22 protein-coding genes are annotated in these 22865 nt (G+C 74.0%); 10 read left to right on the top strand and 12 right to left on the bottom strand.

The genetic code is table 11. The features are described from left to right. Nucleotides 1-36 precede the first annotated feature (36 nt). The gene (locus tag ACSNN8_RS41595; RefSeq protein WP_436656663.1) at nucleotides 37-1005 is read right to left on the bottom strand and encodes a helix-turn-helix domain-containing protein; all 969 of its coding nucleotides are present in this window, start codon (nucleotides 1003-1005) and stop codon (nucleotides 37-39) included. A gap of 118 nt (nucleotides 1006-1123) precedes the next feature. On the opposite strand from ACSNN8_RS41595, the gene ACSNN8_RS41600 reads away from it, so the two are divergent. Then, nucleotides 1124-2239 (top strand): FAD-dependent monooxygenase, encoded by a 1116-nt coding sequence (locus ACSNN8_RS41600; RefSeq protein ID WP_436656665.1) that lies wholly within the window; start codon nucleotides 1124-1126, stop codon nucleotides 2237-2239. A 60-nt stretch (nucleotides 2240-2299) separates the two neighbouring features. Beyond that, nucleotides 2300-3184, top strand: a complete 885-nt coding sequence (locus ACSNN8_RS41605; RefSeq protein WP_436656667.1) for an SMP-30/gluconolactonase/LRE family protein — start codon at nucleotides 2300-2302, stop codon at nucleotides 3182-3184. A 4-nt stretch (nucleotides 3185-3188) separates the two neighbouring features. On the opposite strand, the gene ACSNN8_RS41610 is transcribed toward ACSNN8_RS41605, so the two are convergent. Further along, nucleotides 3189-4436 carry a sensor domain-containing phosphodiesterase gene (locus tag ACSNN8_RS41610; protein ID WP_436656669.1) on the bottom strand — a complete coding sequence of 416 codons (1248 nt, stop codon included), beginning with the start codon at nucleotides 4434-4436 and terminating at the stop codon, nucleotides 3189-3191. A 136-nt stretch (nucleotides 4437-4572) separates the two neighbouring features. On the opposite strand from ACSNN8_RS41610, the gene ACSNN8_RS41615 reads away from it, so the two are divergent. The 3 genes from ACSNN8_RS41615 to ACSNN8_RS41625 are packed head-to-tail and all read left to right on the top strand — an operon-like array spanning nucleotide 4573 to nucleotide 6417. After that, a complete protein-coding gene (locus tag ACSNN8_RS41615) occupies nucleotides 4573-5346 on the top strand; it encodes a lytic polysaccharide monooxygenase (RefSeq protein ID WP_436656671.1) in 774 nt (257 codons plus the stop codon). After that, complete coding sequence (locus ACSNN8_RS41620; protein WP_436656673.1) at nucleotides 5331-5885, top strand: DUF305 domain-containing protein; 555 nt, start codon at nucleotides 5331-5333, stop codon at nucleotides 5883-5885. Before ACSNN8_RS41615 ends, ACSNN8_RS41620 begins: the two co-directional genes overlap by 16 nt. 16 nt (nucleotides 5886-5901) lie before the next feature. Then, on the top strand, nucleotides 5902-6417 hold the full coding sequence (locus tag ACSNN8_RS41625; RefSeq protein ID WP_436656675.1) for a GNAT family N-acetyltransferase: 516 nt from the start codon (nucleotides 5902-5904) through the stop codon (nucleotides 6415-6417). On the opposite strand, the gene ACSNN8_RS41630 is transcribed toward ACSNN8_RS41625, so the two are convergent. Further along, nucleotides 6396-7277, bottom strand: a complete 882-nt coding sequence (locus ACSNN8_RS41630; RefSeq protein ID WP_436656677.1) for an alpha/beta hydrolase family esterase — start codon at nucleotides 7275-7277, stop codon at nucleotides 6396-6398. The two genes, ACSNN8_RS41625 and ACSNN8_RS41630, sit on opposite strands and share 22 nt — an antisense overlap. Nucleotides 7278-7352: 75 nt before the next feature. Between ACSNN8_RS41630 and ACSNN8_RS41635 the strand changes: the two genes are divergently transcribed. The 4 genes from ACSNN8_RS41635 to ACSNN8_RS41650 all read left to right on the top strand — a co-directional run bounded on the left by ACSNN8_RS41635 (nucleotide 7353) and on the right by ACSNN8_RS41650 (nucleotide 12137). Beyond that, nucleotides 7353-7925 (top strand): TetR/AcrR family transcriptional regulator, encoded by a 573-nt coding sequence (locus tag ACSNN8_RS41635; protein ID WP_436656679.1) that lies wholly within the window; start codon nucleotides 7353-7355, stop codon nucleotides 7923-7925. A 478-nt stretch (nucleotides 7926-8403) separates the two neighbouring features. Beyond that, nucleotides 8404-9528 carry an SCO6745 family protein gene (locus ACSNN8_RS41640; protein WP_436656681.1) on the top strand — a complete coding sequence of 375 codons (1125 nt, stop codon included), beginning with the start codon at nucleotides 8404-8406 and terminating at the stop codon, nucleotides 9526-9528. A 182-nt stretch (nucleotides 9529-9710) separates the two neighbouring features. Further along, nucleotides 9711-11192, top strand: coding sequence for a mannitol dehydrogenase family protein (locus ACSNN8_RS41645; RefSeq protein WP_436656683.1), 1482 nt, complete (start codon nucleotides 9711-9713; stop codon nucleotides 11190-11192). A gap of 222 nt (nucleotides 11193-11414) precedes the next feature. Next, nucleotides 11415-12137, top strand: coding sequence for a hypothetical protein (locus tag ACSNN8_RS41650; protein WP_436656685.1), 723 nt, complete (start codon nucleotides 11415-11417; stop codon nucleotides 12135-12137). 4 nt (nucleotides 12138-12141) lie between these two features. Here ACSNN8_RS41650 and ACSNN8_RS41655 read toward each other — a convergent pair whose 3' ends face one another. From ACSNN8_RS41655 to ACSNN8_RS41670, 4 genes are all read right to left on the bottom strand, one after another. Next, entirely contained in the window at nucleotides 12142-12831 is a 690-nt protein-coding gene (locus ACSNN8_RS41655; RefSeq protein WP_436656687.1) for a phosphatase PAP2 family protein, read from the bottom strand. 30 nt (nucleotides 12832-12861) lie between these two features. Then, entirely contained in the window at nucleotides 12862-13563 is a 702-nt protein-coding gene (locus tag ACSNN8_RS41660) for a phosphatase PAP2 family protein (RefSeq protein WP_436656689.1), read from the bottom strand. 67 nt (nucleotides 13564-13630) lie between these two features. Further along, entirely contained in the window at nucleotides 13631-14200 is a 570-nt protein-coding gene (locus tag ACSNN8_RS41665; protein ID WP_436656691.1) for a redoxin domain-containing protein, read from the bottom strand. Nucleotides 14201-14288: 88 nt separating this feature from the next. Then, nucleotides 14289-15800, bottom strand: a complete 1512-nt coding sequence (locus ACSNN8_RS41670; protein ID WP_436656693.1) for an MFS transporter — start codon at nucleotides 15798-15800, stop codon at nucleotides 14289-14291. Between the two features lie 101 nt (nucleotides 15801-15901). On the opposite strand from ACSNN8_RS41670, the gene ACSNN8_RS41675 reads away from it, so the two are divergent. Then, nucleotides 15902-16390, top strand: a complete 489-nt coding sequence (locus ACSNN8_RS41675) for a CGNR zinc finger domain-containing protein (protein ID WP_436656695.1) — start codon at nucleotides 15902-15904, stop codon at nucleotides 16388-16390. Here ACSNN8_RS41675 and ACSNN8_RS41680 read toward each other — a convergent pair. The 5 genes from ACSNN8_RS41680 to yicI form a co-directional block, all read right to left on the bottom strand. After that, nucleotides 16361-17608, bottom strand: a complete 1248-nt coding sequence (locus ACSNN8_RS41680; protein WP_436656696.1) for an RNA polymerase sigma factor — start codon at nucleotides 17606-17608, stop codon at nucleotides 16361-16363. The two genes, ACSNN8_RS41675 and ACSNN8_RS41680, sit on opposite strands and share 30 nt — an antisense overlap. A gap of 4 nt (nucleotides 17609-17612) precedes the next feature. Next, complete coding sequence (locus tag ACSNN8_RS41685; protein ID WP_436656697.1) at nucleotides 17613-18029, bottom strand: YciI family protein; 417 nt, start codon at nucleotides 18027-18029, stop codon at nucleotides 17613-17615. Between the two features lie 167 nt (nucleotides 18030-18196). After that, nucleotides 18197-19519: a 6-phospho-beta-glucosidase gene (locus tag ACSNN8_RS41690; RefSeq protein ID WP_436656698.1), complete on the bottom strand. Its 1323-nt coding sequence runs from the start codon at nucleotides 19517-19519 to the stop codon at nucleotides 18197-18199. Further along, a complete protein-coding gene (locus ACSNN8_RS41695) occupies nucleotides 19509-20525 on the bottom strand; it encodes a carbohydrate kinase family protein (RefSeq protein ID WP_436656700.1) in 1017 nt (338 codons plus the stop codon). Before ACSNN8_RS41695 ends, ACSNN8_RS41690 begins: the two co-directional genes overlap by 11 nt. A 69-nt stretch (nucleotides 20526-20594) precedes the next feature. Then, complete coding sequence (gene yicI / locus ACSNN8_RS41700; RefSeq protein WP_436656702.1) at nucleotides 20595-22865, bottom strand: alpha-xylosidase; 2271 nt, start codon at nucleotides 22863-22865, stop codon at nucleotides 20595-20597.

Consider the following 22865-nt stretch of genomic DNA (forward strand, 5'->3'; position numbering starts at 1 on the left):
CCGGCTGCTCGATTGTCACAACCGAGCACAATGGAGTCAGCCCCCGGCGCGGGCCGCCGCCTCGCGGACCTCCGAGGGCGTGACGCCGTAGCGGTGACGGAAGGCCCGGTTGAAGCCGGACAGGTCGCCGAATCCCGAGTCGTGGGCGATGGCGCTGACGGTCCGGCCGGCCCACCGGGGGTCGCCCAGCCGCCGGTGCGCCAGCTCCAGGCGGCGACCGAGGACGAACTGCGCAAAGGTCTGCGGCTCCCGCTCGAACAGCTTGTGGAGGTACCGCACCGTGATCCCCTGACGGCCGGCCACCCGCGCGGCGCTCAGCCCGGCATCGGTCAGCTGCCGGGCGACGTCGGCCTTGACGGCGGACAACCGGGCGGCCCGCAGGCTGGGCGCGCCGGCCTGCCGGGCGTCCCCGTCGTCCGGGCGCAGGGCGAGGCCGATCAGCTCGCCCACGTGCCCGGCGAACGCGTCCGCCAGCGGGCCGGCGCGGGGCATCGGGTCGTCGCGCACGGCCAGCAGGTACCGGCGCAGCAGGCCGAGGGCCGGGCGGGACGGGGGCACGAGCCGCGGCCCCGCGCTCGCGGCGTCGGCCCCGAGGCCGGCGCGCGGCACGCGCAGGCCGATCAACCGGGTGGGCTCCGGGCGCAGCACCGTGAACGGGCCGCCGTCCACTTCGATCAGAACCGCCTCGCCGGCGCCGACCGCGACCTCCCGTCCCCGCTGGCGGACCAGGCCGGCGCCGCTGAGGTTGACGGCGAAGAACAGGTCGCCGGGCGGGCCGGCGGTCGCCGGATCGCCGCGCTGGCGTACCCCGGCGAAGCTCGCCCACAGCACGGAGGCCCCGGGCAGGCGCCACTTGGTCAGCTCCACCGCCGGAGTCCGCCCCGGCAACGGCTCGACCGGCAGGAGCCCGCGCTCCAGCAGCGCGCACAGCACCGGGCCCCGCGACGCCACCGCCAGCCCTCGCGTGGTGAACGTCAGCGCCGTGGCCCCGGATGCGTCGATCACGGCTGCTCCCTCGCGGTCGCCCCCGGAGTTCACAATAGTCCCGCCGCGTGTTCGCCGGGGTCCGCGCCGGTGACCGCCGCCGCGGCTAGCGTCTGCGGCGAGTGATCGGAGGACGGCCGTGCAGCAGCTGCGCATCCTCATCGCCGGCGGCGGCATCGCCGGACGCACCCTCGACCGGGCGCTGGCGCGCAGCGGGTGGCGGGTGGACCTGGCCGAGCGCGACGGACGCGGCGCACGGCTCGGAGCGGGAATCGCCGTCCAGCCCAACGCCGTGCGGGCGATGCGGCGCCTGGGTGTGGCGGGCGAGGTCGAGCGGGCCGGGGTGGTCGTCGAGCGTTTCCAGTACCGCGACCGCAGCGGCACGCTGCTCTGCGACATCGACCTCGGCGAGCTGTGGGCAGGCGTGGGTCCGTTCGTGGGCATCACCAGGCAGGCCCTGCACGAGGCCCTCGCCCTTCCGGGCAGCGGCCGCCTCCGATCTGGAGTCGCGACGGTCGAGGCCGCCGGGGATGGCGCCCGGGTCAGGTTCGCCGACGGCACCGCCGGCGAGTACGACCTGGTGGTCGGCGCCGACGGCCTGCACTCGGTGGTCCGCCGGTGCGTCGACGGCGTGCTGCGCCCGGTGCACGGCGGGCAGACGGCGTGGCGCAGCCTGGCGCCGGTACGCCCCGACGGGCCCGGCGCCGTGCAGTTCTGGCTCGGCGAGGACCGGTTCTTCGGCCTGTGCCCGGTCGCGCCCGGCCTGACCTACGGCTTCGGCACCCTGGCCGGCCCGCCGCGGCGGGACCCCGTTCCGGGTCGCCGGCAACGGCTGCTCGACCGTTTCGCCGGTTTCGGAGCGCCGGTAACGCGGTACCTGGCCGCCGTGCGAAGCGACGCGGACATCCATTGCGGGCCGGTCGAGTGGCTGCCCGGCGTCGCCTGGCACGCCGGACCGGTGGTTCTCGTCGGCGACGCTGCGCACGCCGCGTCCCCGATGATGGGCCAGGGCGGCTGCCTCGCGGTCGAGGACGCCGTCGTCCTCGCCGAGGAGCTCACCCGGGCCACGAGCGTCCCTGACGCCCTGACGGCGTACGCCCGGCGTCGCGCGCCCCGGGTGGCGTGGGTCCGGGAGCAGAGCGCGGCCCTGGCCGAGTTGATCAGGCTGCCGGCGGCCGCCCGCGACCGGCTGCTGCGCGAACGCGGGGTGGCGGCCTTCCACGACCGGTACCGGCCGCTGACCGAACCGGCGTGACCGGCCCGCGGCTGCCACACTGCAGGACATGGTTGTCATGGACCCGCCCGGCGGTGCGCCGTGAAGGCCGAGGTGGTTCTCGCCGGCCTGCACGTGCCCGAGGGTCCCGCGGTGCTGCCCGACGGCCGGATCGCCTTCACCGAGCAGACCGCCGGCCGGATCTCGGTTCTCGAGGGCGCGGCCGCCGTCCCGCTGGTGCACACGGGCGGCGCGGCGAACTCGTGCGCCGTCGGCGCCGACGGGCTGCTTTACGTGTGCCAGAACGGGGGCGTGGTCGGTGACTGGCGGTCGCCGCACCCGGTCACCCCGGCCATCCAGCGGGCCCGGCCCGGTGCGGCCGACCGGCCGGTGGAGACGCTCGCGGTCGAGGCCGCCGGGATGCCGCTGGTCGCGCCGAACGACCTGGCGTTCGGCCCGGACGGCCGGCTGTTCTTCACCGATCCGGCGCAGCCGTTCCGTCCCGCACAGCCGGCGCCGGCCGGCCGGATCTTCGCGCTGGATCCGGGCCGGGACGACCCCTCGGAACTCGTGGCCGACGTCGGCGGGGTGTACTGCAACGGCATCGGCTTCACCGGTGACGGGCGGCTGCTGTGGGTGGAGTCGTACACCCGGCGGGTCTGCACGCTGCGGCCGGACGGTCCCCGGGTGCTGGCCACGCTGCCGCAGGGGCACGTTCCGGACGGCTTCGCGGTCGCCGCGGACGGCCGGATCTTCATCGCTTCCTGCGAGTCCCACGGGATCACCGTGCTCGGCCCCGACGGCCGGTACCTGGGCCTGATCCCGCTGGACGCCGGGGCGAACCCGACCAACTGCTGCTTCCAGGGGTCGTCGCTGTGGGTGACCGACTTCGGGATGGACTGGGCGACCCGGCCGGGCGCCGGCCGGCTGTGGCGGATCGAGACCGACGCCGTCGGAGCCCCCGGCGCCCCGGGCGCCCTCGGCTGAGGCGTCAGCCGGCGATGAGCTCCGGCACGCGGGCCGGGGCGAGCCAGCCCAGCAGCGAGCGCGCCGCCTCGACGACCAGCGCGCGGTCGTGGGTGATGGCGAAGTCGAAGCGCCGTTCGGGGTCCGGCCCCGAGTCGCCCAGGTCGTGCGCGACCAGCGCGGCAGCGCGGTGCGGGCCGACCACGATGACGTTCCACTCGCCGCGCAGCACGTCGGCGTCGCCCAGGCAGGCGCCGCGCACGCCGGGAACCGGCTCGTCGCTCAGCCCCGCGCCCAGCGCGGCCACCAGCGGGCTGGACGTCGCGAAACGGCGGAAGCGGCGGGCCGTGGCCGGGGTGAAGTGCCGGGCCTCCTGGAAGCAGGCGAGCAGCACCGACGGCTCGCCGCCGTCGCCGACCAGCGCCTCGAGGTGGCGGCTCATCGGCATGAGCTGCGCCTTCGTCGCGCGGGTGAGCGGGCGGCGGCCGGCCACGATGCCGAACGGCGTGCCGGTGGCGTGGCGCGGCGGCGCGATGAACGGCAGCGTGAGCGCGGGCGCGGCGGCCGCCGGCAGCGGCGCCGGGCGGCCGAACAGCCAGCCCTGGCCCACGGTGGCGCCCATGGTGCGGGCGACTGCCAGGTGCTCCTCGGTCTCGATGCCCTCGGCCAGCACGACCGCGCCGGACGACTCGGCGTACGCGGCGACCGCGGCGACGACACGGGCGGTGTGGGGATCGCCGGGCGCGCGCAGCATCTGCATGTCGAGCTTGACGACCTCGGGGTGCACGAACGGCATCAGCGCGAGCGACATGGGGTCGGCGCCCACGTCGTCGAGCGCCACGCCCCAGCCCGCGGCCCGGCAGTCGGCCGACGCGGCGAGCAGGCCCGACGGGTCGCCGGCGATCGCGCGCTCGGTCATCTCGGTGACCACCCGCAGGCGCCGGTGGGCGCGCTCGACGACCGGTGCCAGATCGGCCGGGCACGGGGTCCGCGACGCGGCCGGCTCCATGTTGACGAACCAGGTCAGGCCCGGGTCGAGGTTCGCGGCGAGCGCGGCCTCGTAGGCGCGCGCCCGGCAGATCCAGTCCAGCTCGGTCTCGCGGCCGACCTGGCGGGCGGCGGCGAACAGTGCGGCGGGCGACTCCCACGGGCTGCCGGCCGGGCCGCGGCTGAGCGCCTCGTAGCCCAGCACCCGTCCGCTGGAGATGTCGACCAGCGGCTGGAACAGCGTGGTCACCGCTCGGTTGTCGAGGACTTCGTGGATATCGCGCACGGATCTCCTCATCGGCCGGAAGTGCGCCGACTTAATAAAAGTTCGGACTCCGTAACACTCTTTACTGTTAAGAAGCTTTAAATTATGTTGGTCGATACCTGACCGTCCTCGAGCCCCCCACTCGGAGGAGTCCATCATGAAGCGCAGGTTCACCCTTCCCGCACTGACCGTCGCCGCGACCGCGGCCGCCCTCACCGTCGGCGTCTCCCCGGCCTCGGCGCACGGCTACATCTCCAACCCGCCCAGCCGGCAGGCGCAGTGCGCCGGTGGCGCCGTCTCCGGCTGCGGCGACATCGTCTACGAGCCGCAGAGCGTCGAGGCGCCCAAGGGCTCGATGCAGTGCAACGGCGGCGGCAGCCGGTTCGCCGTGCTCAACGACAACAACAAGGGCTGGCGTGCCACGTCGGTCGGGCAGTCGGTCACCTTCAACTGGGTGCTCACCGCCCGTCACTCCACCAGCACGTGGGAGTACTTCATCGGCAACACCCAGCTCGCCTCGTTCAACGACGGCGGCGCGCAGCCCGGCGCCACCAAGTCCCACACGGTGAGCATGCGCGGCTTCACCGGCCGCCAGACCGTGCTCGCCCGCTGGAACGTCGCCGACACGGCCATGGCGTTCTACGCCTGCGTCGACGTGAACATCGGCGGCGGCACCACCACCCCGCCGACCACCCCGCCCACCACGCCGCCGACGAACCCGCCGACCACGCCGCCGACGAACCCGCCGACCACGCCGCCCACCACCCCGCCGACCAACCCGCCCGCGAGCGGCACGTGGCGCGCCGGCGTCGCCTACCAGCCCGGCAACGTCGTCACGTACAACGGCCGCTCCTACACCTGCCGCCAGGCGCACACCTCGCTGACCGGCTGGGAGCCGCCGAACGTGCCCGCCCTGTGGGCCGCCAACTAGCCGCGGCCGTCCTGGCTGTCCTGCTGCTGGTCTCCGGCTGCTCCGCGCAGCGGCCGGAGACCCCCGCTCCCGCCTTCGGCGACACGGACGTCATGTTCCTGCAGATGGCGCTGGAGCAGGTGCGCGAGGGCGACCAGGTGGCCGCGCTGACCGAGCAACGCGCCGGTTCCGCCACGCTGCGGGCGCTGGCCGCCGAGCTGCGCGCCCAGTGGCGCGAGGAGTCCGCCACCATGCAGCGCTGGCTGCTGGGCTGGCAGCGCCCGCTCACCGCCGACCCGTCGTCCGGCGCCCACGCCGGGCACGGCGACCTGCACATGCTGCGCCCGTCCGACATCGGCGAGCTCCGCGCCGCGACGGGCAAGGCCTTCGACCGTACGGCGGTGAGCCTGCTGCTGGGTCACCTCGGCAACTGCGTCGAGACCGCCCGCATGGAGACCGCCGGCGGCGCCTATCCACCCGCCCGCGCCCTGGGCGAGACGGTCACCACCCGCCGCCGGTCGCAGATCCAGCGTCTGCTGCAGCTGGCCGCGCAGCCCTGACGCTAGGGTCGGGCGCATGCCCGAGCTGATCGCGCCCACGACCCGCCTGCACGCCTCGTGGCTCGAGGCCCGCGCCGAGTGGCCCCCGGACGCCCACCTGGACGGCCACGGCCTGCACCCCGGCGACGACGTCGCGTCGGCCGCCGGGTTCGCCGCCCTGGTGGCCCGCCTGCACGCCGAGGCCGACCCGTTCGTCGAGCCCGCCGCCGGCTGGGTCCACTGCACGTACCGCTGGATCGTCGAGGACGACCGCTTCCTCGGTTCCGTCTCGCTGCGGCACCGCCTCAACGACGCCCTGTTCGAGCGGGGCGGCCACATCGGCTACGGCGTACGCCCCTCCGCCCGCCGCCGCGGCCTGGCCGGGTGGGCCCTCGGCGGGACGCTCCCGCTCGCCCGGTCCCTGGGCCTCGACCGCGTGCTGGTCACCTGCACCGAGGACAACGTCGCCTCGGCCCGCACGATCGAGCGCAACGGCGGCGTGCTCGAGGACGTCCGCGAGGGCTACCGGCGCTACTGGATCGAGCTCGCCTGACCCTCCCGCGCGGAGTCGAGAAAGAACGTCCTGACCAGCTCCGCGGTGTTGACGTCGTGGTTGGTGCGGCCCACCACCGCCGGCGCGCTGCCGGGTCCCGGAACGGTGTGGCCGCCGCCGTGCACGGTGTAGAGCTGCACGGACGGGTGCCCCGGCTGGCGGTACTCGGTGCGCTCGACCCACGTCCGGCCGCGCGCCGGCAGCCGCGTGGACACCGGTGCGGCGTCGATGCCGTTGCGGGCCGCGAAGTACGCCGCCGTCGCGGGCATCGACAGGCTCTCGCCGCCGACCTTGAACGCCTTGCGCGCCCACCAGCTCATCGTCCCTCCCTCGTACGGGACGATCCGGTCCCGGGTGCCGTGGATCAGCAGCATCGGCAGCGGCGCCGCCGGCCGTCCGGCGTCCAGGAAGCTGCCCGGCGCCGGCATGGTCGCGGCGATCACCACCGCGCCCGCGAGCAGCTCGGGCGTCTCGTGGGCCAGCCGCATCACCATCTGCCCGCCGTTCGAGTAGCCCACCGCGACCACCCGCGTGCGGTCGATCCGGTGGCCGGCGGCCAGCTGCTCGATCACCGCGCGGGCGAAGCCGACGTCGTCGATGTCGTCACGACGGGCGGGAAAGCGGCTCTCCCGGCGGGCGTCGTTCCAGTTGCCGCGATAGCCGTCGAGGTAGGCGACCACCGCCGAGCCGTCCTGCGCGAGCGCGTCGAACGCCCGCCCGGTGAAGCGGCGATGCTTCTCGCCGGTCTGCCGGGACCCGTGAAAAATCAGGATCAAGGGCTTGCCGTACGCGTCCCCGGCCACGGTGTAGGTCCGCGCCCGGCCGTCCAGGTCCACGCTGCCCCTGCGTACTGCGGTCATCGCCACCTCCGAAACGGATGAGCCATCCGCTTCACCGTAGCAAAGTGGATGGCCTATCCGGTTATGCTGGTGACCATGACCACCGTCCCGGCCCGCAAGGACGCGGCCCGCAACCGGCGCCGCATCGTCGAGGTCGGCCGCCGCCTGGTCGACGAGGGCGTGCCGATCCAGCTCAACGAGGTCGCCCGGGCCGCCACGGTCGGGGTGGCCACGGTCTACCGCCACTTCCCCACCCCCGAGGCGCTGCTCGAGACGGTCGCCGCCCCGGGCCTGCAGGCCCTGGCCGAGCACGCCGAGCGGGCCCTGGCGCGTCCCGACGCCTGGCCGGCGCTGCACGACTTCCTCGCCGCCGCGGTCGACGCCCAGCTCACCGACGCGGCGCTCCCACCCGTGCTGGCCGCCGAGACACACGCGCTGCCGCGCACCACCGAGCTGCGGCAGCGCCTCATCGCGATGTTCGGTGAGCTGCTCGCCCACGCGCACGCCGCGGGCGACGCCGACCCGGCCGTGACCGAGGCCGACCTGGTCCCCCTGCTGTGCGGCGTCGTTTTCGCCGCCCGCGTCCACCCCGCCGCCGACCCGCGGGCGCGGGCCGGGACCGCCCGCCGCTACCTCGGCGTCCTCCTCGACGGCGTCCGCACCCGCTGACCGTCCACCCGCCGACCCGCGGGCCCGCGCCGCGACCGCCCGCCGCCACCTCAGCGCCCTGCCCGACGGCGCCCACCTGCTGACCGTCCACCCCGCGCCACCTCGGCGCCCTGCCCGACGGCGCCCGCACCCGCTAACCGTCTGCCCACCGCCGACCCGCGGGCCCGCGCGCGACCGCCCGCCGCCACCTCTGCGTCCTGCCCGACAGCGCTCGTACCCGCTGACCGTCTACCCACCGCCGACCCGCGGCGCGGGCCGCGACCGCCTGCCGCCACCTCAGCGTCCTGCCCGACAGCGCCCGCACCCCTGCTGACGGTCCTCCCCGCCGCCCTGCCCGACGACGCCTACCCCGCTGACCGTCCACCCCGCCGCCACCTCGGCGCCCTGTCCGACAGCGCTCGAACCCGCTGACCGCCCAGGGGCCACCGCTTGCGGTGCGGCCCTTGCCCGGCCGCCGCGCGCGCTCTGGGATACGGACATGACCGAGCCGACCGTCGCGCGCCGCCTGTGGGCGCTGTTCGAGCCGCTGCACGCCGTCACCTACTTCGCGCCCCAGGCCGCCGCCGCCGCCTTCGCGGACGCCGGGCTGACCGGCTTCTGGCGCGGCTACTTCGCCGGCCGCAGCGCCGCCCTGGGACCGGTCGGGCCTGAGCCGGTGACCGCCGCGTTCTTCGGCTTCGCGCCCGCCATGGTGGCGCGGGCGCTGCCGGACGTGTGGTCGCGGATCAGCCCGTCCGCCGCCATTGCTGCCCGCCGCGCCGGGGCGAGCGCTGCGCTGAACGACCTGTTCACCGAGCCGCCTGCTTCTCCGGATCGGCCGCGTGACCAGGCTCCGCGGACCGCGCCGGCCACCGCACTGCTCGAGCCGGCAGATCAGGCCGCCGACCCGCTCGAGACAGCAGGTCAGACCGCCGACCCGCTCCAGACGGCCGGCCAGGGCCCCGACCCGATCCAGACGGCCGGCCAGGGCCCCGACCCGATCCAGACGGCCGGCCAGGGCCCCGACCCGATCCAGACGGCCGGTCAGACCGCCGACCCGCTCCAGACGGCCGGCCAGGCCGCCGACCTGCTCCAGACGGTGGGTGAGGCGGCCGAGCTGCTCGAACAGGCCGCCCGCGCCGCCGAGCTGCCGGGGCGGGTGCTGGCCGCGGCGCACGCCGGGCTGCCGTGGCCGGAGGAACCCGTGGCCCGGCTCTGGCACGCGGCCACCGTGCTGCGCGAGCACCGCGGCGACGGGCACGTCGCGGCGCTGCTCACCGCGGGCGTCGACGGCTGCGAGTCGCTGGTGTGGCGGGTGAGCCTGGACGGCGGCCGGCTGCGCGAGGTCACCCAGCCGGCGCGCGGGTGGACCGACGAGCAGTGGCGCGACGCCGGGCGGCGGCTGCGCGAGCGCGGGTGGATCGACGCCGACGGGACGGCCACGGCTGCGGGGCGGGACGCGTACGCCCAGGTCGAGGAACTCACCGACCGGCTGGCGGCGGGCCCGTGGCGCCGGCTGGGCGGAGCCGCGACGCAACGCTGCGCCCGCCTGCTCACGCCGCTCGCCGAACGGGCGTGGCGGGTCGTGCCGGACGACAACCCGATCCCGCTGCGCCGCGGCTGAGACCGGCGGCGGGCGTACGCGCGGGGCAAGCGGGCACGGCGGAACGGCGTGGCCTGCCCGGCGGCGGGTAAAGGATGACCGGGGTCGTCACAAGATTCTGTGGAGCCGGTCGGCGGTGACCCGGGCGAACCAGTGCGATGCTGTGGGTGATCCCCGAACCACGGCCGGGAGGAAGTGCCATCATGCTGCCCCTCAACGCTGAGACGCTGAGCGAGCTGTCCGCCGAGCTCGCCGTCCCCACCTACGACCGGGGCGCGCTGCGCACCGGGATCGTCCACTTCGGGGTCGGCGGCTTCCATCGCGCCCACCAGGCGATGTACCTGGACCGGCTGATGAACGCCGGCCAGGCGCTGGACTGGGCGATCTGCGGGGTCGGGGTGATGCCGGGCGACCGGCGCATGCAGCAGGTGCTCGACGCGCAGGACGGCCTCTACACGCTGGTGGTCAAGGCGCCGGACGGCACGCTCGAGGCGCGGGTGATCGGCTCGATCAAGGAGTACCTGTTCGCGCCCGACGACCCCGGCGCGGTGATCGAGAAGATGGCGTCGGAGGACGTCCGGATCGTGTCGCTGACGGTCACCGAGGGCGGCTACAACTTCAACGCGGTGACCGGCGAGTTCATGGCCAACACCAAGGACGTGCAGCACGACCTGTCGCTGCCGAACGAGCCGCGTACGACGTTCGGCCTGATCACCGCCGCGATCGAGCGCCGCCGCGACCGCGGGCTGCCGCCCTTCACGATCATGAGCTGCGACAACATCCAGGGCAACGGCGACGCCGCCCGGCGCTCGTTCGTCGCGTTCGCCTCGCTGCGCGACCCGGCCCTCGCCTCGTACGTCGAAGCGAACGTCCGCTTCCCCAACAGCATGGTCGACCGGATCACGCCGGTCACGACCGACGACGACCGCGACGAAGTGCGCAAGCAGTTCGGCGTCGACGACGGCTGGCCGGTGGTGTGCGAGCCGTTCACGCAGTGGGCGCTGGAGGACAAGTTCGGCTCCGGGCGCCCGCGCTGGGAGGACGCGGGCGTGCAGGTGGTGCCGGACGTCGAGCCGTACGAGCTGATGAAGCTGCGGCTGCTCAACGCCTCGCACCAGGCGCTGTGCTACTTCGGCTACCTGTCCGGCTACCGCTTCGTGCACGACGTGGCCGGCGACCCGCTGTTCGCGAAGTTCCTGCTCACCTACATGGAGCGCGAGGCCGAGCCGACCCTGGCCGCGGTGCCCGGCATCGACCTGCGGGAATATCAGCACCAGCTGATCGACCGTTTCTCCAACGCCCAGGTCCGCGACACGGTCGCCCGGCTGTGCGCGGAGAGCTCCGACCGCATCCCCAAGTGGCTGCTGCCGGTGGTCCGCCGCAACCTCGAGACCGGTGGGGAGATCCTGCTCTCCACCGCCGTCGTCGCCTCGTGGGCCCGCTACGACGAGGGCGTCGACGAACAGGGCGAGCCCATCGAGATCGTCGACCGCCTGCGCGACGAGCTCAACGCCGCCGCCCTGCGCCAGCGCGAGGACCCGCTGGCCTTCATCCGCAACCGCGACCTGTTCGGCGACCTCGTCGACGACGAGCGTTTCGTCTCCGCCTACACCGCGGTCCTGTCCTCCCTGCACACCCGCGGCGCGCGGGCAACCCTCGAGGGCCTGATGTCGGGAAGTCTCTGAAGGACCGAGCCCGGCGGAGGACGGCGCGACATCTCGCGGTAGTCCCGACCGCCGTGGCCGGTCGGGTGCGGCATGAGGCAACGCCACCGCGCGTGTGCTCCCATGCCGCGCCCGCCGACCCGCGCCTCTCGACCGGATCCCGCACCTGGCTGCTGCCGCTGTCGCCCAAGTGCAAGCCGAGCGATCGATGAGCGACCGGTATGGCTGTTGATCTGGGGCGCGGTGCTCCTGACCGCAGCTCCCGGATTTCCCCTGATCTTCTGGAACGTCTTCGGCGAGATGAAAGAGGACTTTGTCTACGCCGGTGCGCTTGTCACCGCGCTGGTGGGTCTCATCGCCCTCCTGGTCGATCTCTGGTCGGACGGCAAGGACCGGGTCTCCACCGAGACCGCGATCCTGGTCATCAACGACGCGCTACGCATCGAGGACAAGGCGTCCAATGCTCCGCTGGTCCCCGCGGAGCTGCTGTGCGTCAACGCGAAGCGCCTCGACGCCTGCCAGTCCCTCCAGTGGCCCAGCGTGCTGGACGGCGGGTGGATGCCCCACTTCGTGCCTCGCACGAAACTCCTTCTGGTCGAGGCGCTGCTCAACATGACGATCAACTCGAATCCGAGCGAGAACGCGCTGCGATCGGTCGCGGTCCGGCTGTACGGCATCTGGGACAGCGACCCGAAGCTCCGCGACGAAGGCTGCATCGCCACGTTGCTCGCCGCGATCGTTCCCAGCCTGCACAGATTCGGCTACACGGACTTCATCCAGGGCGACCGGGAGGTGCACCTGGCGCAACTCGACGAGGCCGCGCGGACGGCGCACTCGAAGAACAACCTGTTCCTCGCGAAGCTGGTCGACCGGGAGGCCGCCCGGCTCAAGGAATGGGCCGGGCGGTGCGGGGAGGTCGACGAGTTCCCCGGGTGCCTCGCAGCCGCCGTGCAGAGGGTGGGCTGAGCGGTCAGTGGGCGATCCGGCGGTTGCCGGTTCGCAGCCGCTGGGGCACCGCCCACTGCACGGCCCGGTTGAGGATTTCGCGGCTCATGATGAGCACGCACGTGACGCCGTTGAGGAACGACGCGGTGACGTCGCTGGGATGGTGCATGCCGCGGTACATGCGGGCGAACGCCACCGCGACCGGGACGAGCACGAGCAGCCAGGCCAACCGCTTGGCCCAGGTGCGGCGCAGCAGCGTGAACAGCAGCAGCGCCAGGCCGACGTACAGGGCGACGGCGGCGGAGGTGTGCCCGGAGGGGAAGCTCGAGGTGGGCGGCGAGTCGTCCATGCGGTGCACGGTGGGGCGCTGCCGGTCGATGACCAGGGTGGTGAACAGGAACACCAGGGCCTGCGCGCTGACGGCCGCGCACAGGTACAGCGGCTCGCGCCAGGTGCGCAGCTTGAGGTGCAGCAGGAAGGCGGCCACCCCGGTCACGGCGATGATGACCGGCGTGCTGCCGATCAGGCTGAGGATCTCGCTGATGACGTTGAGCGGGGCCTCGCGGTGCGCCTCGAGGCCGCGGTTGAGGTCGTCCTCGACGGTGAACGGCCACGTGTGGTCCAGCACCCTGGTCACCAGCAGCCCGAGGCCGACCATGACTCCGAAGAGGACGGCCACCGGCAGCAGCAGGCGTTTCGCGATCTGCGCTATCACGGCCGGGCTTCTACCCGAATCGGCGACCGGCTATTCCTGAGCGCCGATCAAGGCATGGTCGGCGGCGGGCCGGCGGCCGCGCCGCGCGGCGAACGCCGCGGCCGTCGTGGCGACCACGGCCAGCCCGAACAGCCATCCGGCCAGCACGTCGCTCAGCCAGTGCACGCCCAGCCCGATCCGGAAGGCGCCGGTCAGGACCGGAACGGCGATGCCGCCGATCAGCAGCCAGCGGTGCAGCGCGGGCCGGTGCCGCACCCGGGGCAGCAGGACCATCAGCACCACCGCGGCGCCGAGCGCGTTGTTCAGCGCGTGGCCCGACGGGAACGAGTACCCGACGGCCGTCGCCACCGGATCGAGGAACGAGGGCCGCTGCCTTTCGAAGAGCAGTTTCAGCAGGACGCCGAGCAGCCCGCCCGCGGTCATCGTGATGCCCACCCACCAGGCCAGCGCGCGCTCCCCGCGCCGCGCGAGCCAGATCACCAGGGCGAGAGCCGCGAGCCGCCAGGTCCACGGGTCGAACACGAGGCACCAGGCCTGCATGAAGCGGGCCCAGTCGGGGTGCGCGGCCGAGAACTCGTGCACCGGGACGCTCACGTCGTGGTCGAGCGCGTGCAGCCACCCGACGTTGCCGACGATCAGCGCCGCGATCACCGCGAACGGCACGAGCAGCGCAACGGCCCCGGCGGCAGCCGCCGCCAGGCGAACCTCGAGCGCGTGGTCCTGATCTCGCATCGGGCTAGCTATACCCGGGAATCCACGCCCGATACACGTCCCGTTCACCGGCTGCGGGCCGCGCGCCTCAGGGCAGCCGGGCGACCGCGGCGAGGATCTCGGCCGGCTCGGGATAGGCCGCGCCGTCGGGGCGTACGTCGGCGTGCCGTACCGTGCCCGCCCGGTCGGCCACGATCACGGCCGGGAACGGCAGGATCGAGCGGCCCGCGCCGAGCAGCACGTCGGCGCCGGGGGCGGGGAAGCCGACGTTGAACGCGTCGATGAGCTGGTGGCGGGGGTCGGCGGCCACGAAGAAGCTGAGCTCGTGCCGGCGCTTCACCTCGGCGAGCCGGGCGGGGATCTGCGGGCTGACGGCCACCAGGTGCGCGTCCGTCGCGGCGAGCGCCGGGTGCAGGCGGTGCTCGTAGTCCGCGAGCGCGGCGCCGGCGCGCGCCGAGGACGCGTACGGGAAGAAGACGAACACGATCGGGCCGGTCATCCGGAGCCGGTCGAGGTGGATGGGGCCGAGGTCGGCCTCGAGCAGCACCGCGGAGGGCAGCCGGTCGCCCGGGCGCACCATGCGGTCCCAGATGTCGCCGCGGTCGAACGCGAAGCCGGCGTCCCCGACGGGCCTCACCCGGTGTGCGGCCGTGGTCATCGCGCCTCCCAAAGGCTATTTAACAGATAGGAGATGTAGCTTACTCGATCGACGGGACGCCGACCATCACGTGTGCCGGGGACGTCGGTCACGAGCGGGCGCCGGGCACGGACGCGGCGCCGGTCGAGCACGCGACGGGCTCGACCATATCGGACGGATCGGCCGGCGCCGGAGCCGGGCGCAGCACCCGGAAGGCCAGCACCGCGGCGCCGGCCACGAGCGCGGCGGCCACCAGGGAGACAAGGGCGAAGGCGTTCCCGTACGCCGGTCCGGCCGCGCGGATCGCGTCGTCGCCCGCGGCCACCGCGTCCATCAGCGTGCCGTCGGCGGGCAGGCCCGGCACACCCGACATGCCGTACCGGTAGGCCGCGACCACCACCGAGCCGAGCACCGCGATGCCCACCGCGCCGCCCAGCTCGGCCCCCGTCTCGGTGACCGCCGCCGCCATGCCCGCGCGCGAGGATCGTACGGAGGAGACGACGAGATCCGTGGTCAGCGTGTAGACGGGCGCCAGCCCGAGGCCGCCGATCACCATCCCGGTCACCAGCGCCGCGAGCCCGCCGCCGAACGGGGCGAACGCCATCAGCGCGTGCCCGGCGGCCAGCACGACGGCGCCCGCGGCCACGACCCGGCCGGTCGGGAACCAGCGGGTCAGCACCGGGCCGGCCAGCGAGGAGACGAGGAACGCGACCACCGACGGCATCGCCCACAGCCCGGCGCGCAGCGGCGACAGGCCGAGCACGATCTGCAGGTACTGCACGATGGCGAGCTGGGTGCCGTAGAGCACGAAGAACGACAGCGCGTTGGTGGCCAGCGCCACCCGCACCCGGGCGTCGCGGAACATGCCGAGCTCGAGCAGCGGCTGCGGGATGCGGCGCTGCCGGCGCAGGAACAGCGCGCCCAGGCCGCCCGCGGCCAGGATCGCCAGGAACGGCACCGCCGGCCGGCCCTCGGCCGCGAGCCGCTTGAGTCCGTACACGAAGATCAGGACGGCCGCGAGGCTCAGCACGGCGCCGCCCAGGTCGAAGCCCTTCGCGCCGCCGTCGCGCGCCTCCGGCAGCAGCGCCGGCCCGAGCACGATCAGCAGCAGCGTCGCCGGCACGGCCAGCAGGAACACCGAGCCCCACCAGAAGTGCTCGAGCATCACCCCGCCGATCAGCGGCGCGGCGAGCCCGCCCAGCGAGAACGAGGCGCTCCAGACCCCCAGCGCGATCCCCCGGCGCCGCGCGTCGGTGAACATCGCCCGGATCAGCGCCAGCGTGGAGGGCATCAGCGAGGCGCCCGCCAGCCCCATCAGCACCCGCGCCGCGATCAGCAGCTCCGGGCTGCGCGCGAACGCCGCCAGCAGCGACGACAGCGCGAACGCCGTCGCCCCCGCGAGCAGCAGCCGCCGCCGCCCGATGCGGTCGCCGAGCACCCCCATGGCGATCAGGGCGCCCGCCACCACGAACACGTAGCTGTCCATGATCCAGAGCAGCTGCACCGCGCTGGGACGCAGGTCGGCCGTCAGCTGCGGCGCGGCCATGTTGAGCACCTCGGCGTCCAGCGACACGAGCAGACAGGGCAGCGCGAGCACGCCGAGACCGGCCCAGGAACGCATCCTTCTCTCCGTCCGTCACGCGATGAGTTCATTCATGACGTTACGAGGAGTGCCCGCGGTTCGCAACGCGTAAACCGCACTCATGGCGTTACGCTGTCCGTGTGCACGTGGACCCGATGCCGATCGACGAGCTCGTGACCCTGGTCAACGAGTGGGGCACCCTGCCGTGCCGGGTGGACGGTCGCGCTCCCCGCCCGGGCGCCGCCTCGACCGTCCTGGCCGACGAGCTGCACCCGGTCTTCGCCGCCCCCGACGCGGCCACCCGCGCGACGCTGGTCACCGCGTTGCTGCGGGCCACCGACGTACGGCCGACGCTAGGCCTGGACCTGACCGAGGCGTGGACCGTTGCGGAGCCTGCCGAGGCGCCCCGCGCCGCGGCCGCGCTGACGCTGCGCCACCACCTCGCCGAGCATCCGGGCCGCCTGGGCGTCTGCGCCGACGACCAGTGCGCGGACGTCTATGTGGACGCCTCCCCCGCCGGCAAGCGCCGCTTCTGCTGCCTCACCTGCCAGAACCGGGCCCGCGCCGCCGCCTTCCGCCGCCGCAGGGCCGCGCAGCGGCTACCCGCAGGCGGCGGCCCGGCTGACTAGCAGGGTCCGCTCCCGCTCGTTGCGGGTCAGCGACGCCGCCCGCTCGAACTCCGCGCGCGCCTCGTCCGTGCGCCCCAGCCGGGACAGCAGGTCACCGCGGACGCTGGGCAGCAGGTGGTAGTTCCGCAGGGCCGGCAACGCGGTCAGCTGGTCGAGCAGCGCCAGCCCCGCCTCGGGCCCGAACGCCATCGACACCGCCACCGCCCGGTTGAGCTCGACCACCGGGGACGGCATCGCCTCGGCCAGCCGCTCGTAGAGCCCGGCGATGCGCCGCCAGTCGGTGTCCTCGAAGCGCCAGGCCCGCGCGTGGCAGGCCGCGATGGCCGCCTGCAGCACGTACGGCCCCGCGCCGCCCAGCGCCTCGGCCCGCTCCAGCGCCGCCAGGCCGCGCCGGATCAGCAGCCGGTCCCAGCGGGCCCGGTTCTGATCGGCCAGCAGGATCGGCTCGCCGCCCGGCCCGGTGCGCGCGCCCGCCCGCGAGGCCTGGATCTCCATGAGCGCCACCAGGCCGTGCACCTCGGGCTCGCGCGGCGTCAGCCGGGCCAGCACCCGGCCCAGCCGCAGCGCGTCCGCGCACAGCTGCGGACGCATCCAGTCGTCGCCCGCGGTGGCCGAGTAACCCTCGTTGAAGATCAGGTAGACGACCTCGAGCACCGAGGAGAGCCGGGCCGCCAGCTCGTCGCCCCGCGGCACCTCGAACGGCACCCGCGCGGCGGCCAGCGCCTTCTTGGCCCGCGAGATCCGTTGCGCCACGGTCGGCTCCGGCACCAGGAACGCCCGGGCGATCTCGCCGGTGGTCAGCCCGCCGAGCAGCCGCAGGGTCAGCGCCACGCGCGCCTCGGCCGACAGCACCGGATGGCACGCCACGAACACCAGCCGCAGCCGGTCGTCGCCGATGCCGTCGTCCTCGGCGACCAGCGCCGCGACGTCCGGCACGTGCTCGGCGAGGCCGCGGCCGACCTCCTCCAGCTTGCGCCGGTACGTCTCGTCGCGCCGGATCCGGTCGACGGCCCGGCGCTTCGCGGTGGTCATCAGCCACGCGCCCGGGTTGCGCGGCACGCCCTCGCCCGGCCACTGCTCCAGCGCCGCGACCAGGGCGTCCTGCGCCAGCTCCTCGGCCACGCCCACATCCCGGACGAGGCCGGCCAGCCCCGCGATCAGCCGGGGCGCCTCGATGCGCCAGACCGTCTCGATCGCGCGGTGGGTCTCGGTGCTCACCTGGTCAGTTGTACCTGGCGCCCTCGTCGCGCCGCTGCACGGCCGCCCGCTGCTCGCCGGTCATCACGTCCGCGAAGTCCTCCGCCTGGATGACCCGCCGGATCTCGAGGTCACCCCCGTCGGCCATCGGGTAGCGCTTGAACCACTCCACGCACTCCGCCATCGACTTCATCTCGACCAGGAAGAACCCGGCGATCAGCTCCTTGGTCTCGGTGAACGGCCCGTCCACCACGGTCCGCTTCCCGCCGTCGAAGTGGATCCGCGCCCCCTGGCTGCTCGGGTGCAGCCCGTCCGCGGCCAGCAACACACCGGCGTCCATCATCTCCTCGATGAACTTCCCCATCGTGTCGAAGTCCTCGGTCGCCGGCGGCCGGCCGGCCTCGCTGTCCGCCGTGGCCTTCGTGATCACCATGAATCGCATCGCCGTCTCCTTGAGCCCAGGTGTCCTCTTCGCGGACGCGTTCTCTCCCGCATCCCGCAGACGCGTCGATCGGCGACCGGCCCACTCGACACGCCCGCCACAACTTTTTCCGCCGGCGCGATCACCGCCTTCGCGCGGGCCCGGAACGACCGGTGACGCGCCGAGGGTCAGGTCAGGTAGGCGAGCTCGGGCAGCCGCTGCTGGTACGCGGTGATCAGCCGGCGGGCGGCCGGCACCGAGTCGATCAGCGGGTGCGACGCGAAGGCGCGCACGGCGACCGCGCGTGCGCCCGTGGCGGCCGCCTCCAGCACGGCGCGGTCGGTGGCCTTGACCCGCTGCACCAGACCCACCCCGGGCGGGAACAGCCGGGCGGGCAGTGCCCGCACCCCGGACCCGTCGACCACGCAGGGCACCTCCACCACCGCGTCGTCGTCGAGGTCGGCGAGCGTGCCGCGGTTGCGGACGTTGAGGATCAGCGTCGCGGGCCGGTCCCGGGCGATCGCCGACATCAGAGCGAGCGCCACGGCCTCGTACCCGCCGCCCTCGACGTCCTCGGCGTCGCGCTCGCCGAGACCCTCCTGGGCCATGTAGGTGGCGTTGCGCCGGCCGAGCGCGGCCTCCCACGCGGCGAGCGGATCGCCGCCGGGGGCGACCAGCCGGGCGTAGCACTCGTGTTGCTGCCGCACGAGGTATTCGCCGCGGGTCTGCTCGGCGGCGAGCGCGGACTGCAGGACGGCGTCGTGGTCGTAGTAGTAGTGCAGGTACTCGTTGGGCACCGCGCCGAGCGAACGCAGCCGCTGAGCCCCGAACAGCCGTCCCTCCTCGAAGGTGGCCAGTCGCGCCGGGTCCGCCAGGAGCGAAGGGAGCAGGTCACGGCCGTCGACCCGGACGGCGGTGAGCCAGCCGAGGTGGTTGAGCCCGGCGTACTCGACCTCGGCGGACGGCGCGCCCAGCGCCCGGGTCACGCGCCGGGCCAGGGCGGACGGCGAGTCGCAGATGCCGATCACGCGGTCGCCGAGGAAGGCCGCCATCGCCTCGGTGACCAGGCCGGCCGGGTTGGTGAAGTTGATGACCCAGGCGTCGGGCGCCACCAGGCTGATCCGGCGCGCGATCGCCCGGGCGACGGGCACGGTCCGCAGGCCGTACGCGATGCCGCCCGCGCCGACCGTCTCCTGCCCGAGCACGCCCTCGGCCAGGGCGACCCGCTCGTCGATCACACGGCCCTCGAGCCCGTGCACGCGGATCGCGCTGAACACGAAGTCCGCGCCGGTCAGCGCCTCGGTCAGGTCGGTCGTCGCCTCCAGGCGCGGGGCGTGCGCGACCCGGTCGGCCTGGGCCCGCAGCACCCGGACGATCGCGGACAGCCGGGCGGCGTCGACGTCGTGCAGCACCACCTCGTCGACGGGCGAGTCCGCGCCGAGCAGGGCGCCGTGCACGAGCGGCACCCGGAACCCGCCGCCGCCGAGGATCACCAGCCGCCTACGAGACATGGGCGTCCGACAGCCGGGCGATCGTCGCTCCCGCGCGCCGCACGGTGCGCTGCTCGACGGTGGGGATGACGTCGTCGAGGAAGCTGTACGCCTCCGACGGGGCCGACTGGCGCCACCAGTCCGCGATGTCGCCCCAGCCGGGCGCCGACAGCGACCCGCCGAAGTGCTGCACCGACAGCGCGGCGATCAGGTTGGCGAACGCGAGGCTCTGCCGCAGCGGCCAGTCGCGCAGGGTGCCGAGGATGAACCCGGCGGTGAAGACGTCGCCGGCGCCGGTCGGGTCGAGGGCGGGCACCGGCACGGCGGGCACGTGCACGGTCTCGCCGGTGCGGGCGTCGTGCGCGAGCACCCCGTCGCCGCCGCAGGTCACGACCACGACCGGGGCCAGCCCGGCGAGCCGGCGCAGCGCCTGCTCGGGGGTGCTGGTGCGGGTGTACTGCATCGCCTCCACCGCGTTGGGCACGAACGCGTGGCAGTCCTCGAGCATGTCGAGCACCTCGGCGGGCCACTCGGCGCTCGCGTCCCAGCCGACGTCCGCGAACACCAGCGTCCCCGCCTGCGACGCCTGCCGTACCCAGGGAAGCCGGTCCTTGGTCAGCGAGACCGATGCCGCCCGGCACGAGGGCAGCGAACCGACGAGCCCGTCGGCGCCCACCGGCAGCGGGTGCCCGTGGGTGATCATGCTGCGGTCCCGGTCGTACGCGAGCGACACCGTGACCGGCGAGTGCCCGTCGATGCGGCGCGATGCGTCGAGGTTGATGCCCTCCTGCTCGCACAGGATCTGCGCGCAGAAGTCGCCGTACGCGTCGGTGGCCAGCGCGGTGCCCAGACCGGTGTGCAGCCCGAGGCGCGCGGCCGCCACGGCCAGGTTCGCGATGCCGCCGGGGCACGAGCCCATGCCGGAGGCCCAAACCTCGGTGCCGGGTTCGGGAAGGCCTTCCAGACCGGTGAAGATGATGTCGAGGTACACGACGCCTGGGACGAACAGGTCCAGTGCCGGGGTCATCCTTAAGATCCTATGCGAGGTCACAGGCGGTGGGGCCGCGGTGTGGGCGCGACCCCACCGATCGTCGGGTCAGTCCGCGACCCAGACCGCGTCCGTCGCGGCCAGCGAGGCGGAGGGGCCCCCGGCGATCTCCACCCGCCACGGCAGCTCGGCGCCGTCGCGCTCGACGCGGATCGCCGTGCCGTCGCGGGTCACCGTGAACGTGCTGTCGCCGGCCCGGACGACCGTGCTGCCCTCGGCCGGCTCGAACACGCGCAGCGTCACGCCGTCGGCGTAGTCGTAGTCGGGCCGGTCGGTGCGGTTGCCGACCGGGATCACCGCGCCGGGACGGGCCAGCAGCGGCACGCTGCCGAAGCCGTGGGTCTCGTGCACCCAGCCCGGGCCCTCGACGACCTCTCCCGTCCGGAACCGGGTCCACCGGCCGGCGGGCACGTAGTAGCCGACCTCGCCGCCCTCGCTGAACACCGGCGCGACGAGCAGGTCGCCGCCCAGCAGGTACTGCCGGTCCAGGTGCGTCACGCCCGGGTCGTCCGGGAAACCGACGATCATCGGGCGCATCACGGGCAGCCCCTGCTCGTGGGCCTGCCGGGCGGCTTCGAACAGGTACGGCATGAGGCTGTACTTGAGGTGCGTGAACGAGCGCAGCACCTCGACCGACTCCTCGTCGAACAGCCACGGCACCCGGTACGAGTGGTTGCCGTGCAGCCGGCTGTGTGACGACAGCAGCCCGAACGCGATCCACCGCTTGAACACGGCCGGGTCGGGACGGCCCTCGAACCCGCCGATGTCGTGGCTCCAGAACCCGAAGCCCGAGCTCATCAGCGACAGCCCGCCGCGCAGGCTCTCGGCCATCGACTCGTACGTCGCGGAGTTGTCGCCGCCCCAGTGCACCGGGAACTGCTGGCCGCCCACGGTCGCCGACCGCGCGAACAGCACCGCCTCGCCCTCGCCTCGGTGCTCGCGGAGCACGTCGAAGACGACCTGGTTGTAGAGCTGCGTGTAGTAGTTGTGCATCCGCTCGGGGTCGGAGCCGTCGTGCCAGACCACGTCGGTCGGGATCCGCTCGCCGAAGTCCGACTTGAACGCGTCCACCCCCATCTCGACCAGCGCCGCGAGCTTGCCGGCGTACCAGGCCCGCGCGTCCGGGTTGGTGAAGTCGACCAGCGCCATCCCGGCCTGCCAGCGGTCCCACTGCCACACGTCGCCGTCGGCCTTGCGCACCAGGTAGCCGTTCGCGAGGCCCTCGGCGAACATCGCCGACCGCTGCGCGATGTACGGGTTGATCCACAGGCACGTCCGCAGGCCGCGGTCGTGCAGCCGCTTGAGCATGCCCGGCGGGTCCGGGAAGATCGCCGGGTCCCACTCGAAGTCGCACCAGTGGAACTCGCGCATCCAGAACGTGTCGAAGTGGAACACGCTCAGCGGCAGGTCCCGCTCGGCCATCCCGTCCACGAACGACGTGACGGTCTCCTCGTCGTACGGCGTGGTGAAGCTCGTCGTCAGCCACAGCCCGAACGACCAGGCCGGCGGCAGCGCGGGCCGGCCGGTCAGCGCGGTGTACCTGCGCAGCACCTCGGCGGGAGTGGGTCCGTAGATGACCAGGTACGAAAGGGTCTGCCCGGCCACGCTGAACTGCGTGCGCGACACCATCTCGCTGGCGACCTCGAACGACACCTTGCCCGGGTGGTCGACCAGCACGCCGTACCCGCGGTTGGTCAGGTAGAACGGCACGTTCTTGTACGCCAGCTCGCTGCTGGTGCCGCCGTCCTCGTTCCAGATGTCGACGCTCTGGCCGTTCTTGACGAACGGGCCGAACCGCTCCCCCAGCCCGTACACGGCCTCCCCGACGCCCAGGTCGAGCTGCTCGTGCACGTAGTGCTCGCCGTCGGCGGTGTCCACGATGCCCATGCCGCGCCAGCCGGTGCCGGTGAGCCGCCGGCCCTCCGCCTCGAAGTCCAGCCCCCAATGTTCGCCTCCCCCATTGCCCGGGTTCTGCGGCGAAGCCGCCTCGGAGGCTCTGAACCGGGCCGTGAGCCGGCCCGAGGTCAGCGACGTGCCCGTGACGGTCACCTCGTGCTCCTCGCCGGTGATCGCGAAGTTCGGGCCCTTGGGCACGCCGCCCAGGAAGTGCCCGAGCGTCACCCGCAGCACGTCCGGCGCCGGCGCCTCGACCCGGATCGTGACCAGCGGCGTGTCCAGGGTGTCCGACCGGCTGCGCACCGGCTTCGTGGCGGCGTACGCGGTCAGGCTCTTCTCGTCCGCCTGGGTGTCGCGCAGCTGGGACGGATGCAGGACCGTGAGGCCCTTGCGCTTGAGCCAGTACCCGTCGGTGAACTTCAT

Origin of the sequence: Actinoplanes sp. URMC 104 (assembly GCF_051386375.1) — a bacterium.
Lineage (GTDB): Bacteria > Actinomycetota > Actinomycetes > Mycobacteriales > Micromonosporaceae > Actinoplanes.

Coding starts and splice junctions, on each gene's coding strand:
- yicI (WP_436656702.1), bottom strand. CDS start 22,865: ATGAAGTTCACCGACGGGTACTGGCTCAAGCGCAAGGGCCTCACGGTC.
- ACSNN8_RS41690 (WP_436656698.1), bottom strand. CDS start 19,519: ATGTCTCGTAGGCGGCTGGTGATCCTCGGCGGCGGCGGGTTCCGGGTG.
- ACSNN8_RS41630 (WP_436656677.1), bottom strand. CDS start 7,277: ATGACCGCAGTACGCAGGGGCAGCGTGGACCTGGACGGCCGGGCGCGG.
- ACSNN8_RS41670 (WP_436656693.1), bottom strand. CDS start 15,800: ATGCGTTCCTGGGCCGGTCTCGGCGTGCTCGCGCTGCCCTGTCTGCTC.
- ACSNN8_RS41635 (WP_436656679.1), top strand. CDS start 7,353: ATGACCACCGTCCCGGCCCGCAAGGACGCGGCCCGCAACCGGCGCCGC.
- ACSNN8_RS41665 (WP_436656691.1), bottom strand. CDS start 14,200: ATGACCACGGCCGCACACCGGGTGAGGCCCGTCGGGGACGCCGGCTTC.
- ACSNN8_RS41625 (WP_436656675.1), top strand. CDS start 5,902: ATGCCCGAGCTGATCGCGCCCACGACCCGCCTGCACGCCTCGTGGCTC.
- ACSNN8_RS41695 (WP_436656700.1), bottom strand. CDS start 20,525: ATGACCCCGGCACTGGACCTGTTCGTCCCAGGCGTCGTGTACCTCGAC.
- ACSNN8_RS41640 (WP_436656681.1), top strand. CDS start 8,404: ATGACCGAGCCGACCGTCGCGCGCCGCCTGTGGGCGCTGTTCGAGCCG.
- ACSNN8_RS41645 (WP_436656683.1), top strand. CDS start 9,711: ATGCTGCCCCTCAACGCTGAGACGCTGAGCGAGCTGTCCGCCGAGCTC.
- ACSNN8_RS41685 (WP_436656697.1), bottom strand. CDS start 18,029: ATGCGATTCATGGTGATCACGAAGGCCACGGCGGACAGCGAGGCCGGC.
- ACSNN8_RS41660 (WP_436656689.1), bottom strand. CDS start 13,563: ATGCGAGATCAGGACCACGCGCTCGAGGTTCGCCTGGCGGCGGCTGCC.
- ACSNN8_RS41615 (WP_436656671.1), top strand. CDS start 4,573: ATGAAGCGCAGGTTCACCCTTCCCGCACTGACCGTCGCCGCGACCGCG.